The sequence below is a fragment of the Georgenia sp. Z1491 genome (assembly GCF_057652395.1).
This window is the reverse complement of sequence record NZ_CM172729.1, coordinates 3,516,864-3,532,541: the sequence shown is the minus strand read 5'-3', so window position 1 is coordinate 3,532,541 and position 15,678 is coordinate 3,516,864. Positions and strand designations below refer to the sequence as shown.

At 72.1% G+C, this 15,678-nt stretch carries 13 protein-coding genes and 1 pseudogene; 11 read left to right on the top strand and 3 right to left on the bottom strand.

Going from position 1 to position 15,678, the window contains the following annotated elements:
* The first annotated feature begins 67 nt into the window (after window positions 1-67).
* The 5 genes from exaC to fbaA all read left to right on the top strand — a co-directional run bounded on the left by exaC (window position 68) and on the right by fbaA (window position 4,915).
* Window positions 68-1,591 carry an acetaldehyde dehydrogenase ExaC gene (gene exaC, locus AC24HA_RS16320; protein WP_425707629.1) on the top strand — a complete coding sequence of 508 codons (1,524 nt, stop codon included), beginning with the start codon at window positions 68-70 and terminating at the stop codon, window positions 1,589-1,591.
* A 59-nt stretch (window positions 1,592-1,650) separates the two neighbouring features.
* A complete protein-coding gene (locus AC24HA_RS16315; protein ID WP_425707586.1) occupies window positions 1,651-2,103 on the top strand; it encodes a DUF779 domain-containing protein in 453 nt (150 codons plus the stop codon).
* 95 nt (window positions 2,104-2,198) lie between these two features.
* Window positions 2,199-2,786, top strand: coding sequence for an orotate phosphoribosyltransferase (pyrE, locus tag AC24HA_RS16310; RefSeq protein WP_425707587.1), 588 nt, complete (start codon window positions 2,199-2,201; stop codon window positions 2,784-2,786).
* Between the two features lie 238 nt (window positions 2,787-3,024).
* Window positions 3,025-3,708: a TrmH family RNA methyltransferase gene (locus tag AC24HA_RS16305; RefSeq protein ID WP_487563550.1), complete on the top strand. Its 684-nt coding sequence runs from the start codon at window positions 3,025-3,027 to the stop codon at window positions 3,706-3,708.
* A 184-nt stretch (window positions 3,709-3,892) separates the two neighbouring features.
* Entirely contained in the window at window positions 3,893-4,915 is a 1,023-nt protein-coding gene (fbaA, locus tag AC24HA_RS16300) for a class II fructose-bisphosphate aldolase (RefSeq protein WP_425707589.1), read from the top strand.
* Window positions 4,916-5,157: 242 nt separating this feature from the next.
* Here the strand turns inward: fbaA and cysK are convergent, their stop codons facing one another.
* On the bottom strand, window positions 5,158-6,120 hold the full coding sequence (gene cysK, locus AC24HA_RS16295; RefSeq protein ID WP_425707590.1) for a cysteine synthase A: 963 nt from the start codon (window positions 6,118-6,120) through the stop codon (window positions 5,158-5,160).
* Between the two features lie 228 nt (window positions 6,121-6,348).
* On the opposite strand from cysK, the gene AC24HA_RS16290 reads away from it, so the two are divergent.
* Complete coding sequence (locus AC24HA_RS16290) at window positions 6,349-7,635, top strand: adenylosuccinate synthase (RefSeq protein WP_425707591.1); 1,287 nt, start codon at window positions 6,349-6,351, stop codon at window positions 7,633-7,635.
* 233 nt (window positions 7,636-7,868) lie between these two features.
* Here AC24HA_RS16290 and AC24HA_RS16285 read toward each other — a convergent pair whose 3' ends face one another.
* Window positions 7,869-8,831: an LppM family (lipo)protein gene (locus AC24HA_RS16285; protein WP_425707592.1), complete on the bottom strand. Its 963-nt coding sequence runs from the start codon at window positions 8,829-8,831 to the stop codon at window positions 7,869-7,871.
* 171 nt (window positions 8,832-9,002) lie between these two features.
* On the opposite strand from AC24HA_RS16285, the gene AC24HA_RS16280 reads away from it, so the two are divergent.
* From AC24HA_RS16280 to purQ, 5 genes and pseudogenes are all read left to right on the top strand, one after another.
* Window positions 9,003-10,868, top strand: a complete 1,866-nt coding sequence (locus AC24HA_RS16280; protein WP_425707593.1) for a phosphoenolpyruvate carboxykinase (GTP) — start codon at window positions 9,003-9,005, stop codon at window positions 10,866-10,868.
* A 477-nt stretch (window positions 10,869-11,345) separates the two neighbouring features.
* Entirely contained in the window at window positions 11,346-12,719 is a 1,374-nt protein-coding gene (gene purD, locus AC24HA_RS16275) for a phosphoribosylamine--glycine ligase (RefSeq protein ID WP_425707594.1), read from the top strand.
* 142 nt (window positions 12,720-12,861) lie between these two features.
* Entirely contained in the window at window positions 12,862-13,779 is a 918-nt protein-coding gene (locus tag AC24HA_RS16270) for a phosphoribosylaminoimidazolesuccinocarboxamide synthase (RefSeq protein WP_425707595.1), read from the top strand.
* 49 nt (window positions 13,780-13,828) lie between these two features.
* Window positions 13,829-14,086 (top strand): annotated as a pseudogene (locus AC24HA_RS16265) (phosphoribosylformylglycinamidine synthase subunit PurS); the annotation flags it as partial.
* A 116-nt stretch (window positions 14,087-14,202) separates the two neighbouring features.
* A complete protein-coding gene (gene purQ / locus AC24HA_RS16260; protein ID WP_425707596.1) occupies window positions 14,203-14,904 on the top strand; it encodes a phosphoribosylformylglycinamidine synthase subunit PurQ in 702 nt (233 codons plus the stop codon).
* A gap of 61 nt (window positions 14,905-14,965) precedes the next feature.
* Here the strand turns inward: purQ and AC24HA_RS16255 are convergent, their stop codons facing one another.
* Window positions 14,966-15,622: a hypothetical protein gene (locus AC24HA_RS16255; RefSeq protein ID WP_425707597.1), complete on the bottom strand. Its 657-nt coding sequence runs from the start codon at window positions 15,620-15,622 to the stop codon at window positions 14,966-14,968.
* Window positions 15,623-15,678: the final 56 nt, after the last annotated feature.

Sequence of the window (15,678 nt, the reverse complement as noted above, 5' to 3'; positions counted from 1 at the left end):
CGCGAACCTATGCTCGAGGGACCCGCCACGAGGACGTGGCACCGAGGCCGAAGGAGTCGTGACCCGAATGACCGTCTACGCCAACCCGGGAACCGAGTCGAGCATCGTCAGCTACCGCTCCCGCTACGACCACTGGATCAACGGGGAGTACCGCGCCCCCGTCAACGGCCGGTACTTCGAGAACCCGAGCCCCCTGACGGGCAAGACCTTCTGCGAGGTCGCGCGGGGCGACGCCGACGACATCGAGGCCGCCCTCGACGCCGCCCACGCCGCCGCGCCCGCCTGGGGGAAGACCTCGGCCACGGAGCGCGCGATCATCCTCAACAAGATTGCCGACCGGATCGAGGAGAACCTCGAGGAGATCGCCGTCGCGGAGACGTGGGAGAACGGCAAGCCCGTCCGCGAGACGCTGGCCGCCGACATCCCGCTCGCGATCGACCACTTCCGCTACTTCGCCGGGGCGATCCGCGCCCAGGAGGGCAGCCTCACCGAGATCGACGGCGACACGATCGCGTACCACTTCAACGAGCCGCTCGGCGTCGTCGGGCAGATCATCCCCTGGAACTTCCCCATCCTCATGGCGGTGTGGAAGCTGGCCCCGGCGCTCGCGGCCGGCAACGCGATCGTGCTCAAGCCGGCCGAGCAGACCCCGGCGTCGATCCTCTACCTGGTGGAGAAGATCGCCGACCTGCTGCCCCCGGGCGTCCTCAATGTGGTCAACGGGTTCGGCGCCGAGGCCGGCAAGCCGCTGGCCTCCAACCCGCGCATCCGCAAGATCGCCTTCACGGGCGAGACCACGACCGGCCGGCTGATCATGCAGTACGCCAGCCAGAACATCATCCCGGTCACCCTCGAGCTCGGCGGCAAGAGCCCGAACATCTTCTTCTCCGACGTCGCCCAGGCCAAGGACGACTTCTACGACAAGGCCCTCGAGGGCTTCACGATGTTCGCGCTCAACCAGGGCGAGGTCTGCACGTGCCCGTCGCGCGCGCTCGTCTCGGGCGACATCTACGACTCCTTCATGGCCGACGCCATCGAGCGCACCCGCGCCGTCAAGGCCGGCAACCCCCTCGACACCGAGACGATGGTCGGCGCGCAGGCCAGCAACGACCAGCTTGAGAAGATCCTCTCCTACATCGACATCGGCAAGCAGGAGGGCGCCAAGGTCCTCCTCGGCGGCGAGCGGCTCGAGCACGACGGCGATCTCGCGGACGGCTACTACATCGCGCCGACGATCTTCGAGGGTCAGAACTCGATGCGGATCTTCCAGGAGGAGATCTTCGGCCCGGTCGTGTCCGTGGCCAGGTTCGACGGCTTCGACGACGCGATCTCCATCGCCAACGACACCCTCTACGGGCTCGGCGCCGGCGTCTGGTCCCGCGAGGCCACGACCTGCTACCGGGCCGGCCGCGCGATCCAGGCCGGGCGCGTGTGGACGAACACCTACCACCAGTACCCGGCGGGCGCGGCGTTCGGCGGCTACAAGGGCTCGGGCATCGGGCGGGAGAACCACCAGATGATGCTCAGCCACTACCAGCAGACCAAGAACCTCCTGGTCAGCTACGCACCGAAGCGGCTCGGCTTCTTCTGAGCCGTCCCGACGGCGGGTGCCCGGCCCGGGTGGGCCGGGCACCCCGGGAAGGATCTGACATGACGACGACGGAGCGGGTCGCGCTCACCGACGACGCGGCGGCGCTGCTGCGGCGGCTGCGCGCCACGCACGGCGAGCTGATGTTCCACCAGTCCGGCGGCTGCTGCGACGGGTCGTCCCCCATGTGCTTCGCGCAGGGCGACTTCCTCACCGGCGACGCCGACGTCCACCTCGGCGACCTCACGGTCCCGGGGGAGGCCGGAGGAGATCCCTCGTCCGACGACGCGTTCACCGTGCCCGTGTGGATGAGCCGGAACCAGTTCGAGGTCTGGCGCCACACGCACCTGACGATCGACGTGGTGGCGGGCCGCGGCGCCGGCTTCTCCCTCGAGGCGCCCGACGGCGTGCGGTTCCTCATCCGCTCGCGCCTGTTCACGGACGCCGAGGCGGCAGAGCTGGGCGACGACGACGCCGAGCGCGTGGGCGTGGGCGCGGCGGCCGGCGCGGGGTGAGCGTCGGCGTCGGGCCGGGGTGACCGGCCGCGCCGGGCGTCGGACCCGCGCGGGGTGAGCGTCGGCGTCGGGCCGGGTCCGGCTACCCTCGCTCCGTGACCTCGACGCCCGCACCTGCCTCGAACGACCCCCAGCGCGCCCGCCTCGCCGCCTTCGTCGGCGAGCTCGGCGTGGTGCGCGGGAGGGTCGTGCTCTCCTCGGGCAAGGAGTCCGACTACTACGTGGACATGCGTCGCGTGACGCTGCACCAGGAGGCCGGTCCGCTGCTCGGGCACGTCCTGCTCGACCTGCTCGAGGAGGAGGGGCTCGGGGCCGGCGAGATCGACGCCGTCGGCGGGCTCACCCTCGGCGCCGACCCGGTGGCGACGGCGATCATGCACGCCGCGTCGTCGCGGGGTCAGGGGGTGGACGCGTTCGTCGTGCGCAAGGAGGCCAAGGCCCACGGCATGCAGCGGAGGATCGAGGGCCCGGACATCGCGGGCCGGCGGGTCGTCGTCGTGGAGGACACGTCGACGACCGGCGGCTCCGCCCTGACCGCCGCGCACGCCGTGGCCGAGGCGGGGGCGGAGATCGCCGCCGTCCTCGTGGTGCTCGACCGCGCGACGGGTGCCCGCGAGGCCGTCGAGGAGGCCGGTCACCGCTACCTCAACGCGCTCGAGCTCGCCGACGTCGGCCTTGCCTGACGAGCCGAGTCGCTCATCCGCCGACCGGCGCTTTCCCGCCGCCGGCGGGCCCCAAAGTGCCGTGGCCGGCCACCTCCCGCCTGCCGCTGACCACCCCGCTGCTGCCGCCGACCACCTCCCTCCTGCCGCGGCCAGCCCTGACCGGCCCCCTCCTGTCGCCGAGGCAGTCGGCAAACCGGTGAGTCAGCGCCCCGCGTCGACTGACTCGGCGGTTGCCCGATTGACTCGACGGGGCGGGGTGCCGGACGAGGGCGAACCGAGGGAGTCCGAGCCGAGGAGCTTCCCCGCCGACACCCCGGACATCGCCGACGACGACGAGCGCAGCGTCGGCGTCGGACCGTGGCAGGGAGAGGTGCCGGACGACCCGCGGCTGGACCCCGAGCTGCTGGCTGCGGGGGACCGGCGCAACGTCGCGGACCACTACCGGTACTGGAGCGTCGAGGCGATCCGCGCCGACCTCGCCTCCCGGGCGCACCCGCTGCACCTCGCACTGCTCAACACCGGGCGCGACCTCAACATCGGCTCGCTCGTGCGCACCGCGAACGCGTTCAACCTGGCGTCGGTGCAGATCGTCGGCCGGCGCCGGTGGAACCGCCGTGGCGCCATGGTCACGGATCGCTACCTGAACGTCGAGCACCGCGCGGACGCCGCGGACCTGCTCGCGTGGGCGCGCTGCCGGGGGCTCGCCGTGCTCGGGCTCGACAACCTGCCGGGCGCCGTCCCGCTCGAGGGGCGGGCGCTGCCGCGGGAGGCGGTCCTCGTCCTCGGCGAGGAGTCGGCGGGGCTGCCGGACGAGCTGCTGGCCGGCTGCGACCTCCTGCTCGAGATCACCCAGCACGGCTCCACGCGGTCGCTCAACGTGGCCGCCGCCGGCGCGATCGCCATGCACGCGTGGATGACGCAGCACGCGGTGCTCGGGTAGGTGCACCGATGCCGACTCCCTCCGGCGCCCTCTCGGCGACCTCGGGCACGCGGGCACGTCGGCCGCCGTCCCAGGAGCGACGGATGCCCCGGACATGTCGGAGGGACGGATGCCCCGAACATCGCGCCCGGATCGGTGGGATGATCGGGCCGACAGCACCACGCCCCAGTTCAGGAGGTCCACGATGCCCATCGCTACCCCGGACGTATACGTCGAGATGATCGACCGGGCCAAGGCGGGCAAGTTCGCCTACCCGGCCATCAACGTCACGTCCTCGCAGACCCTGACGGCCGCGCTGCGCGGCTTCGCCGAGGCCGAGTCCGACGGCATCATCCAGGTCTCCGTCGGTGGCGCGGAGTACGCGTCCGGCTCCACCGTCAAGGACCGCATCGCCGGCTCCCTCGCGCTCGCCGCATATGCGAAGGAGGTCGCCAAGGGCTACCCGGTGACCGTCGCGCTGCACACCGACCACTGCGCCGAGCCGAACCTCGACTCGTGGGTCCGCCCGCTCCTGGAGATCGCCAAGGCCGAGGTCGACGCCGGTCGTCTGCCCGCGTTCCAGTCGCACATGTGGGACGGCTCGACGGTCGACCTCGAGACCAACCTCCGCATCGCCGAGGAGCTCCTCGAGAAGTCCGTCGCGGCCCGCACGCTGCTGGAGATCGAGATCGGCGTCGTCGGCGGCGAGGAGGACGGCCACGAGGCCGAGATCAACGAGAAGCTGTACACCACCGCGGAGGACGGCCTGGCCACGGCCCGCGCCCTCGGCACCGGTGAGAAGGGCCGGTACCTCACGGCCCTGACCTTCGGCAACGTCCACGGTGTGTACAAGCCGGGCGCCGTCAAGCTGCGCCCCGAGCTGCTCGGCGAGATCCAGAGCGCGGTCGGCAAGGAGGTCGGCAAGGAGAACCCGTTCGACCTCGTGTTCCACGGCGGCTCCGGCTCGACCTCCGAGGAGGTCGCCACCGCGGTGCGCAACGGCGTCATCAAGATGAACGTCGACACCGACACCCAGTACGCGTTCACGCGCCCGGTCGTGGAGCACATGTTCCGCAGCTACGACGGCGTGCTGAAGATCGACGGCGAGGTCGGCAACAAGAAGCAGTACGACCCGCGCGCCTGGGGCAAGGCGGCCGAGGCCGGCATGGCCCAGCGCATCGTCGAGTCCTGCGAGTGGCTCGGCTCGGCGGGCACGAAGATCGCCTGACGAGCCCGTAGCGCCGGCCGCCCCGGCGCGAAGCGCGATCCCCACGACGGCGGGGCGCGGCACCCGTAGGTGCCGCGCCCCGCCGTCGTCCGTGCGACAGAGGTCCGCTCACTCGTGGGCCGGACGCACGTGCGTTAGAACCGCGCTCATTGGTCATGTGGGGTGGGCAGGAGTCCGCTGACTGGTCATATGGGGCGGGCAGAAGTCCGCTCACTCGTCGTGCGGGGCGGGCAGAAGTCCGCTCACTCGTCGGTGGGGCGGACATGGTCGAAGAGCTCGGAGGAGACGTAGCGCTCCCCGCCGTCGGGCAGGATCGCCACGATCGTCCGCCCCGCGTGCTCCGGTCGGCGCGCGAGCCGTGCCGCGGCGTGCAGGGCCGCCCCGGAGGAGACGCCGAGGAGCAGCCCCTCGGTGCGCGCCGCCCGCCGCGCCCAGCCGATGGCCTCGTCCTGCGGGACGGTGACGATCTCGTCGATGAGCTCCAGGTCGGTCACGGGCGGCACCCCGTTGCCCCCGGTGATGCCCTGGATCTTGTGCGCCTGCCACTCGCCGCCGCTGAGCACCGGGGCCTCCGCGGGCTCTACGCCGACGAGCCGGACGTCCGGGTTATTTGTGCGCAGGAACCGCCCGGCCCCGCTCAGGGTGCCGCCGGTGCCCGTGGTCGCGACGAGCACGTCGACCCGCCCGCCGGTGTCCGCCCAGATCTCCGGTCCGGTCGTGGCCTCGTGCACCCCCGGGTTGGCCGGGTTGCCGCCCTGGCCGGACAGGAACAGCGTCGGGTCCTCCTCGACGAGCCGGTTGGCGTACTGGTTCGCCCCCGCCATGCCCTCGGCGCCGGGCGTGAGGACGAGCTCGGCGCCGAACGAACGGATGAGGGCGCGGCGCTCGTGGGACACGTCGTCGGGCAGCACGATGACCACCCGGTAGCCGAGGAGCGCCCCGATCCACGCGAACGCGATGCCGGTGTTGCCGCTGGTCGCCTCGAGGATGGTCCCGCCCGGGGCGAGCCGCCCGTCCGCCTCCGCCGCCCGCACGATCGACAGCGCGGTGCGGTCCTTGACGCTGGAGGCCGGGTTGTACGCCTCGAGCTTGCCGAGCACGGTGGCCGGCGGTGCCTGCCCTGCGTCGTCGTGCAGGAGGCGGCCCACGCGCACCAGCGGGGTCCGGCCGACCAGGTCGGTGGCGTTCTCGGCGATCGCGGTCATCTCAAGCTCCTCGGGGATCGATGACGGTGAGCCTCGCACCAGCACCCGACGTCGTACCCCGCTACCGCACACGGTTCCGGATCGTGGACACGGAGCGCCCGGCCCGCGTCGGCGCGCCCGCCGTCCCCGAGCACGCAGGACACGGAGCGCCCGGCCCGCGTCGGCGCGCCCGGGTACGCTCGAGCGGTCGTCGGGGCGCCCGGCGCCAGCGAGCAGAGGGAGCAGCACATGCCGGCAGTCGTGGTCGTCGGGGCCCAGTGGGGCGACGAGGGCAAGGGCAAGGCGACCGACCAGCTCGGCAGCCGCGTCGACTACGTCGTCAAGTTCAACGGCGGCAACAACGCGGGGCACACGGTGGTCGTCGGCGACGAGAAGTACGCCCTCCACCTGCTTCCGTCGGGCATCCTCAGCCCCGGCGTGATCCCGGTGATCGGCAACGGCGTCGTCGTCGACGTCGACGTGCTCTTCGAGGAGCTCGACGCCCTGGCGGCCCGCGGCGTCGACGTCTCGCGCCTGCGGGTCTCCGCGAACGCGCACCTCATCCCCAGCTACAACCGCACCCTCGACAAGGTGACGGAGCGCTTCCTCGGCAAGCGCCAGATCGGCACCACCGGCCGCGGCATCGGCCCCACCTACGCGGACAAGATGAGCCGCGTGGGCCTGCGCGTCCAGGACCTGTTCGACGAGTCGATCCTGCGGCAGAAGGTCGAGGCCGCGCTCGACTTCAAGAACCAGGTGCTCGTCAAGCTCTACAACCGGCGCGCGGCGGACGTCGACGTCGTCGTCGACGAGCTCCTCACCCACGCCGAGCGGCTACGCCCGATGGTCAGTGACGTCGCCCTCGAGCTCAACCAGGCCCTGGACACGGGCAAGATCGTCCTGTTCGAGGCCGGCCAGGCGGCCATGCTCGACGTGGACCACGGCACCTACCCGTTCGTCACCTCCTCCTCCGCGACGGCGGGCGGCGCCTGCACCGGCTCGGGCGTCGGCCCCACGCGGATCGACCGGGTCGTCGGCGTCATCAAGGCGTACACGACCCGGGTCGGCGAGGGTCCGTTCCCCACCGAGCTCGACGACGACATGGGCGAGCACCTGCGCAAGACCGGCGGCGAGTTCGGCGTGACCACCGGACGCCCGCGCAGGACCGGCTGGTACGACGCCGTCATCGCCCGCTTCGCCTCGCGCGTCAACGGGCTCACCGACCTCGTGCTCACCAAGCTCGACGTCCTCACGGGCCTGGAGCGAGTCCCGGTGTGCGTGGCCTACGACGTCGACGGCGTCCGCCACGACGAGATGCCCGCCGACCAGTCGGCGTTCCACCACGCGACGCCGATCTACGAGGAGCTGCCCGGCTGGTGGGAGGACATCAGCGACGTGCGCCGCTTCGAGGACCTGCCACAGGCCGCCCAGGACTACGTGCTCGCCCTCGAGGAGATGTCCGGGACGCGGATCTCGGCGATCGGGGTGGGACCGGACCGCGAGGCGACGATCGTCCGCCACGACCTCATCGACTGACCGAGTTCGGCTGCCGGAAGGGCACGAAGGGCCACAACCGACGCCGACGCCTCCGGGCTCGACGGCGACGACACCTCTCGCCCCGGCTCCTCCTGTCACGGCTCCTCCCGTCACGCCACGCCCGACGACGACGGCCGCCTCCCGAAGGAGGCGGCCGTCGTCGTTGCTGCGGGACCGGGGCTCCGCCCGGCCGGACGTCTGCTCCGGAGGTGCGCTCCGGCGTCGTGCGGGGTCTACTGCCAGCCCTGGCCCTGCGGGGGCTGCTGACCCGGCTGGCCGGGAGGCGGCTGCTGGCCGGGCTGACCCCAGCCCTGCTGGCCCTGACCGGGGCTCTGCGCGCCCCAGCCCTGCGGCGGCTGTCCGCCGCCCCACTGCTGACCCTGCTGGTCCCATCCGGCCTGGCCGGGCGAACCCGCGCCCCACTGCTGCCCGGGCTGCCCGCCGGCGCCCCACTGCTGGCCCTGGTCCCACTGCTGCTGGCCGCCGTAGCCGCCGGCCCCGTAGCCGCCACCGCCGTAGCCACCGCCGCCGTAGCCGCCGGACTGCTGCGCGGCCGCGGCACGCTTCTTCTTGGAGCCGCTGCGGACCACACCCACGACGATGAGCACGACGATGAGCACCACGACGCCGATGCCGACCCACAGCGCCCAGCCGGGGATGCTGTCGAGGAATCCCGGGGACGCCGAGCCGGTGGCCGTGATCCCGTCGCGCATGTGCTCGATGCCGGTGAACGTCACCCGGTTGCCGTCGACCTCGCCGCCGCCGCCGTCGATGACCTCGCCGGGGAAGACCACGGTGGTGGTGAGCTCGGGGGCGCCGCCCAGGGCGGCCATCTCGTCGGGGTTGATCGTCGGGTCGCCCTGGAGCTGGAACGTGAGGACGTCGCCCTCCTGCGTGACGACGTAGCTGCCGTCGTCGTTGGTCATCTGGTCCGTGGGGCCGGTCGCCTCGACGGTGCAGCCCGGCTGGCCGTTCTCCTCGTAGTCCTCGGCCGTCACGGTGCCGCCGTTGACAGGCGCGTCGCCACTGTCGGAGATCTCCTGGCAGTCGACCTGCTCACGGGTCACGCCCGGCATGGTGGCGACGCCCTGGGCGTTGATCGTGGTGTTGCCGTCCGTCCCGATCTCGAAGGTCGTCTCCGCCCGGAAGCAGCCGGACAGGACGAGGAGGAGGACGGGGAGGGACAGAAGGGCCATGATGCGGCGGTACAGCCCGCTAGGCTGGCGATGACGTCTCATGGCGTCACGGTAGCGGTCCGCGGGCGGGTCGTACGTGGGTAGATCACCACCGATGTCGCCGTTCGTGGCGCTCGGTGCACGATCAGCACCGGGGGAGCGGACCCCCGGCATCAAGGAGGATGATCAGTGATGACCACCCAGAGCCCGGCCGTCGATCTGGCCCGAGCATCGGCGCCCGAGGGAGTCCCGGAGGACCTGCTCGCCTGGGTCGTCGGCATCGCGGAGCTCACCGGGCCCGCGAAGGTCGAGTGGGTGGACGGCTCGCAGGAGGAGTGGGACCGGCTGACCTCCGAGATGGTTGAGTCCGGCACGCTCGTCCGGCTGAACGAGGACCGGCGGCCCAACAGCTTCCTCGCGCGGTCCCTGCCCTCCGACGTCGCCCGCGTGGAGTCGCGGACCTACATCTGCTCGGAGCGGGAGGAGGACGCCGGCCCGACGAACAACTGGGCGGATCCGGCGGCCATGAAGGAGACGCTGCGCGGCGTGTTCGCCGGTGCGATGGCCGGGCGCACGATGTACGTCGTCCCGTTCTCGATGGGTCCGCTGGGCGGGGACATCTCCAAGCTGGGCGTCGAGGTCACGGACTCGCCCTACGTCGTGGCCAACATGCGGATCATGACGCGCATGGGCACCCCCGCGCTCGACCTCATCAAGGGTGGTGAGTTCTGGGTGCCCGCCGTGCACTCGGTGGGCTACCCGCTGATCGACGCCGAGGGCAACGAATGGCCGGACGTCCCCTGGCCGTGCTCGGAGGACAAGTACATCACCCACTTCCCCGAGACCCGCGAGATCTGGTCCTACGGGTCCGGGTACGGCGGGAACGCCCTGCTGGGCAAGAAGTGCTACGCACTGCGCATCGCCTCGGTCATCGCCCGGGACGAAGGCTGGATGGCCGAGCACATGCTCATCCTCAAGCTGACGAACGAGCGGACCGGGCGGTCCTACCACGTCACGGGTGCGTTCCCGTCGGCCACCGGCAAGACGAACCTCGCGATGCTGCAGCCCACGATCGAGGGCTGGAAGGTCGAGACCGTCGGGGACGACATCGCCTGGATGCGGCAGGGCGCGGACGGGCGGCTCTACGCGATCAACCCGGAGGCCGGCTTCTTCGGCGTCGCGCCCGGGACGGGACGGTCGACGAACCCCGTCGCGGTCGACACCCTCACCGAGAACATCCTGTTCACGAACGTCGCCCTCACCGACGACGGCGACGTCTGGTGGGAGAGACTGACCGACGAGGCGCCGGCGCACCTCACCGACTGGCAGGGCAACAGCTGGACGCCGGACAGCGAGGCCCCGTCCTCGCACCCCAACAGCCGGTTCACCGCGCCCGCCGCACAGGCCCCGACGATCGCCGACGACTGGGAGGACCCGGCCGGCGTGCCGATCGACGCCATCCTCTTCGGCGGCAGGCGCGCGTCGAACGTGCCGCTCGTCGCCGAGGCGTACGACTGGGAGCACGGCGTGTTCATGGGCGCGACCGTGGCCTCCGAACAGACCGCCGCCGCGGAGGGGACCGTGGGCGCGCTGCGGCGCGACCCGTTCGCCATGCTCCCATTCTGCGGCTACAACATGGCCGACTACTGGGGGCACTGGCTCCGCATGGGCGAGAAGCTCGGCGAGAACGCGCCCCGGATCTACCAGGTCAACTGGTTCCGCAAGGACGCCGACGGGAAGTACATGTGGCCGGGGTTCGGCGACAACTCCCGGGTGCTGGACTGGATCATCCGCCGCGTGAGCGGGGAGGTCGACGCCGTGGACGGCATCACGGGGCGGATGCCGCGCGCGGCGGACCTCGACCTCACGGGGCTCGACCTCGCGCCCGAGGTGCTCGAGGAGATCTTCCGGGTCGATCCGGCCGCGTGGGCCGCAGAGTCCGACGCCACCGAGGCCTACCTCGAGCAGTTCGGCGACAAGGTGCCGGCCGAGGTGCGCGACCAGCTGGCCAGGCTCCGCGAGCGCATCGCCGCTGCGCAGGGCCGATCCGGCGAGTGAGCGGGATTCTGCTCGGCGAGTGAGCGGGGATCTGTCCGCTCCGCATGGCGAGTGAGCGGACTTCTGCCCGCGCCCTCGCCAGCGGTGCCGCCGCGGCCGCTCTCCCCATCGAGGCAATCGGGTAAGTGCCCAGTCAATGCCCCCGGGGCGCTGCCTCGGTGGTTACCCCATTGCCTCGGCGACCACAGGCGGGGGAGCGGATTGTTCGTTTCTGAACGCGGCTGTCGATATCGGCGTGATTGTTAGCTTCGCTGTCAATATCGCTTTGATTGACAGGTCTCGCTCGGGACGGCAACACCTCCGCGCCGTCCCGGCGGGCGGAACCGCGCTCACTCGTCCGACAGATCTCCGCTCACTCGCCAGCCGGAATCGTCCAGCGCTGGCTGCTCGCGCGCGGGGGCGCCGCGCCACCGCCCCGGGCCGGCCGACCTGGGCGGCCCATGAGGGGTGTGCCCACTCACCCGTACCCTTGCGCGGGTGAAGATCCTGCTCCTTGGTTCCGGTGCCCGTGAGCACGCGCTCGCCCGCGCCCTCGCCGCCGACCCCGTCACCGAGTCGCTCGTGCTCGCCCCCGGCAACCCCGGGTCCGCCCACCTGGGGGAGCGGGTCGACATCGACATCCTCGACGGCGCCGCGGTGGTCCGGCTGGCGATCGAGAAGGCGGTCGACCTCGTCGTCGTCGGTCCGGAGGCCCCGCTCGTGGCGGGCGTGGCCGATCCGGTGCGCGCGGCCGGGATCCCCGTGTTCGGGCCCAGCGGGGAGGCGGCCCGGCTCGAAGGCTCCAAGGCCTACGCCAAGGAGATCATGGCGCTCGCCGAGGTCCCCACGGCGATGGCCCACGTGTGCGTCACCCTCGACGAGGTCGAGAGCGCGCTCGACGCCTTCGGCCCGCCCTTCGTGGTCAAGGACGACGGTCTCGCCGCCGGCAAGGGCGTGGTCGTCACCGACGACCGCGACGCCGCACTCAACCACGCGGTGGCCTGCCTGGCGCCCGCCGTCGGGGGCGACGAGTCCACGGGGGGGCGCGCCGCCGTCGTCGTCGAGGAGTTCCTCGACGGCCCGGAGGTCTCGCTGTTCTGCCTGTCCGACGGCGAGCGCGTCCTCCCGCTCGCGCCGGCGCAGGACTTCAAGCGCATCGGCGACGGCGACACCGGCCCCAACACCGGCGGCATGGGCGCGTACTCGCCGCTGCCGTGGGCGCCGGAGGACCTCACCGAGCAGGTGGTCGAGCGTGTTGCGCGGCCGGTCGTCACCGAGCTGGCGCGGCGGGGGACGCCGTTCGTCGGGCTGCTGTACTGCGGGCTGGCGCTGACCTCGCGGGGGCTGCGGGTCATCGAGTTCAATGTGAGGTTCGGCGACCCGGAGGTGCAGGTCGTGCTGCCGCTCCTGCGCACGCCGCTCGCCGGGCTGCTGCACGCGGCCGCCACCGGGAGCCTGCCCGAGGGCGGCGTGCTCGAGTGGGACGAGGGCGCCGTCGTCGGCGTGGTCGTCGCGTCCGCCGGCTACCCCGGCATGGTGCGCACCGGCGACGTCGTGGATGGGCTGGCCGCGGCCGACGCCGTCGAGGGCGTGCACGTGGTCCACGCCGGGACGGCCGACGCGGACCGACCGGACGACGACGAGACCCCTGACCGCGACGGGGCCACCGAGAGTGCGAACACCGCGGACGGCGCGGTGGTGTCTGCGGGCGGGCGGGTGCTCACCGTCGTCGGGCAAGGCGCAGATCTGGCCGCCGCCCGAGACGCCGCCTACGCGGGCGTGGCCGAGGTGCGTCTCGAAGGTTCGCAGCACCGGACCGACATCGCGCTCGCGGCCGTCGAGGGGCGCGTCCAGGTTCCCGAGACGGCCTGACGCCGCGGCGCACCCGTGCGTCGAACCGCGCCGTCGAGGGGCGCGTTCGGGTTCCCGAGACGGCCTGACGTCGCCGCCCACCACCTGGCCCCCCGGACGGACGTCCCTGTCCCGGCACGCGCCCCGGTGAGAAGATGACGGCATGAGCATCGGGGTCGGTGAGGCGCCGCACCTACGCGGCTGGAGCCACGTCTACAGCGGCAAGGTCCGGGACATGTACGTGCCCGCCGACCAGGAGTCCGGCCGCGGCGGCGACGTCGTCCTCATGGTGGCCTCCGACCGCCTGTCCGCGTTCGACCACGTGCTCCCGACGCCGATCCCGGGCAAGGGGGTCGTCCTCACGCAGCTGACCCTGTGGTGGTTCGAGCAGCTCGGCGACCTCGTCACCAACCACGTGGTCTCCCTCGACGTGCCGGACGAGGTCGCGGGCCGCGCGATGATCTGCCGGCGCCTGCAGATGTACCCCGTCGAGTGCGTGGTGCGTGGTTACCTCACCGGCTCAGCGCTCGCGGAGTACCGCGCGACCGGCGAGGTCTGCGGGGTCGAGCTGGAGCCGGGCATGACCGACGGCGACCGCATCGACCCGCCGATCTACACGCCGGCGTCGAAGGCGGCCGTCGGCGAGCACGACGAGAACATCACCTTCGAGCAGTCCGTCGACAAGGTCGGCGTCACCGCAGCGCGCCGCCTGCGTGACCGGTCGCTCGCCGTCTTCGACCGGGCCGCCGAGATCGCGGCCGCGCGAGGCCTGGTCCTCGCGGACACCAAGTTCGAGTTCGGCCGCGAGAACCGCCCCGGCGACCCCGAGCTCGTCCTCGCCGACGAGGTCCTCACCCCCGACTCCTCCCGGTTCTGGCGGGCTCAGGACCTCGTGCCGGGGTCGACCCCGCCGAGCATCGACAAGCAGTACGTGCGTGACTGGCTCACCTCGCCCGACTCGGGCTGGGACCGCGCCTCCGACGCGCCGCCGCCCCCGCTGCCCACCGAGGTCGTCGAGCGCACGCGCGAGCGCTACGTCACCGCGTACGAGACGCTCACCGGTCAGACGGCGGACGTCTGACGTCGCGCCCCGGCATACCCTGGGGCCAGCCGTCACGAAGGGACATCACATGGGGCGCATCGTCGTCGACGTCATGCCGAAGCCGGAGATCCTCGACCCGCAGGGCAAGGCCGTCGCCCGCGCGCTCGAGCACCAGGGCCTCGCCGGCTTCGCCGTGCGCCAGGGCAAGCGGTTCGAGCTGAGCGTCGAGGGCGACGTGACCGACGCCCACCTCGACGCCGCACGGAGGGCCGCCGAGGACGTGCTGTCCAACCCGGTCATCGAGGACGTCGTCGCCGTGCGCGCCGAGGTCACCGGAGGGGCAGCCGGGGCGGGCTCGGCCGCCGCGGGGCAGGCCGCCGACGTCGCCGCGGGCCTGGGTGGTCCTGCCGGTGACGCGGCGGGTCCCGGTAGCGACGCCAACGACGACGCCGAGGTCGCGCGGTGACCGCACGCATCGGTGTGGTCACTTTCCCCGGCACCCTCGACGACGTCGACGCCGCCCGCGCGGTGCGCCTCGCCGGCGCGGAGCCGGTGGCCCTGTGGCACGCCGACGCCGACCTCAGGGGCGTCGACGCCGTGGTGCTGCCCGGTGGGTTCTCCTACGGCGACTACCTGCGCGCCGGTGCGATCGCTGCCCTCGCGCCCGTCATCCGTTCGGTGGTCGACGCGGCGCGCGCGGGCACGCCGGTGCTCGGCATCTGCAACGGCTTCCAGGTCCTGTGCGAGGCCCACCTGCTGCCCGGTGCGCTCGTGCGCAACGAGCGGCAGCGGTTCGTGTGCCGGGAGCAGCGGCTGCGCGTGGCGTCGAACCGTACTGCCTGGACGAACCGGTTCGAGGCGGGCCAGGAGATCGTCGTGCCGCTGAAGAACGGTGAGGGCCGGTACGTCGCGACCGACGAGACGCTCGACGAGCTGGCCGCCGAGGGGCGTGTGGTCTTCGAGTACGTGGGCGTGAACCCGAACGGGTCGCTCCGGGACATCGCGGGCGTCTCCGACGCGAGCGGTCGCGTGGTGGGGCTGATGCCGCACCCGGAGCACGCCGTCGAGCGCGGGTTCGGGCCCGACACCGCCGACGGCGCGCGCGCCGGCACCGACGGCCTCGAGCTGTTCCGCAGCGCGATCGAGTCGCTCGTCGCCGCCTGAGGGGGCGTTGTGGACGCAGGTCATCGGGATTGCTGATCGATCAGCGGTGACATCGGCACGGTCAGTGGCCGAGGGGCCGGTGACCCGATACGCGCGCAGCCGGTCGGCGACTCGAACGTGAGGCGATGAGCCCCGCCGCGACCGAGGCGGCGACGAGGAACGCCCTCTCTGCTTTTCCTGATGAGGGCCTGTCCTTCGGCCGATCGACACGCTCGACTGACCGATCGCGATCGGTCAGCGAAGTGCGCGCAGCGCCGGGGATGTGAAACGTGCCGATCGCCACCGAGGAGGCGAGTATCAGCGAGAGTGTCGGGACCAGGACGAACATGGTGCCGAAAGCGGCAGCGGACGTGGCGCTGACCCATGTAACGAGAAGTAGCGCGGGTAGGAACGCCGCGACGGTCAGGTGGCCGGCCCACGTGAGGTGGTGACGGAGCTTCACTGCATCTGGGTCATCCGACCGGCGAGTTGCGACGAGAGTCGCGAGGATCGCGCCGAGGGTGGCGACGAGCATCGCGCATACCCAACCAATCGAATGAGCGACCTGGGCGCCCCAACGCGTCGCGGCATCGTCGGCCCGCGTCCACGGATCGCCCTCCTGACCCACGAACCAGACCACCAGGAAAGTCGCCGCGAGGCTGACCATGCTGCAGCCTGTCGTGACGAGCGCGGCCTCGTGCCAAGCAAGGGTGGTGCGGTTGTCGCTGGTGCGTCTCATTGTTCCCCCATGCTGATGACGCTACGAGGGCACTCCGACATCCGTGCGGCGTCGGT

Excerpts from the sequence above, each read along its gene's own strand:
- exaC (WP_425707629.1), top strand. The coding sequence starts at position 68 with ATGACCGTCTACGCCAACCCGGGAACCGAGTCGAGCATCGTCAGCTAC.
- AC24HA_RS16315 (WP_425707586.1), top strand. The coding sequence starts at position 1,651 with ATGACGACGACGGAGCGGGTCGCGCTCACCGACGACGCGGCGGCGCTG.
- fbaA (WP_425707589.1), top strand. The coding sequence starts at position 3,893 with ATGCCCATCGCTACCCCGGACGTATACGTCGAGATGATCGACCGGGCC.
- cysK (WP_425707590.1), bottom strand. The coding sequence starts at position 6,120 with ATGACCGCGATCGCCGAGAACGCCACCGACCTGGTCGGCCGGACCCCG.
- AC24HA_RS16290 (WP_425707591.1), top strand. The coding sequence starts at position 6,349 with ATGCCGGCAGTCGTGGTCGTCGGGGCCCAGTGGGGCGACGAGGGCAAG.
- AC24HA_RS16285 (WP_425707592.1), bottom strand. The coding sequence starts at position 8,831 with ATGGCCCTTCTGTCCCTCCCCGTCCTCCTCCTCGTCCTGTCCGGCTGC.
- AC24HA_RS16280 (WP_425707593.1), top strand. The coding sequence starts at position 9,003 with ATGACCACCCAGAGCCCGGCCGTCGATCTGGCCCGAGCATCGGCGCCC.
- AC24HA_RS16270 (WP_425707595.1), top strand. The coding sequence starts at position 12,862 with ATGAGCATCGGGGTCGGTGAGGCGCCGCACCTACGCGGCTGGAGCCAC.
- AC24HA_RS16255 (WP_425707597.1), bottom strand. The coding sequence starts at position 15,622 with ATGAGACGCACCAGCGACAACCGCACCACCCTTGCTTGGCACGAGGCC.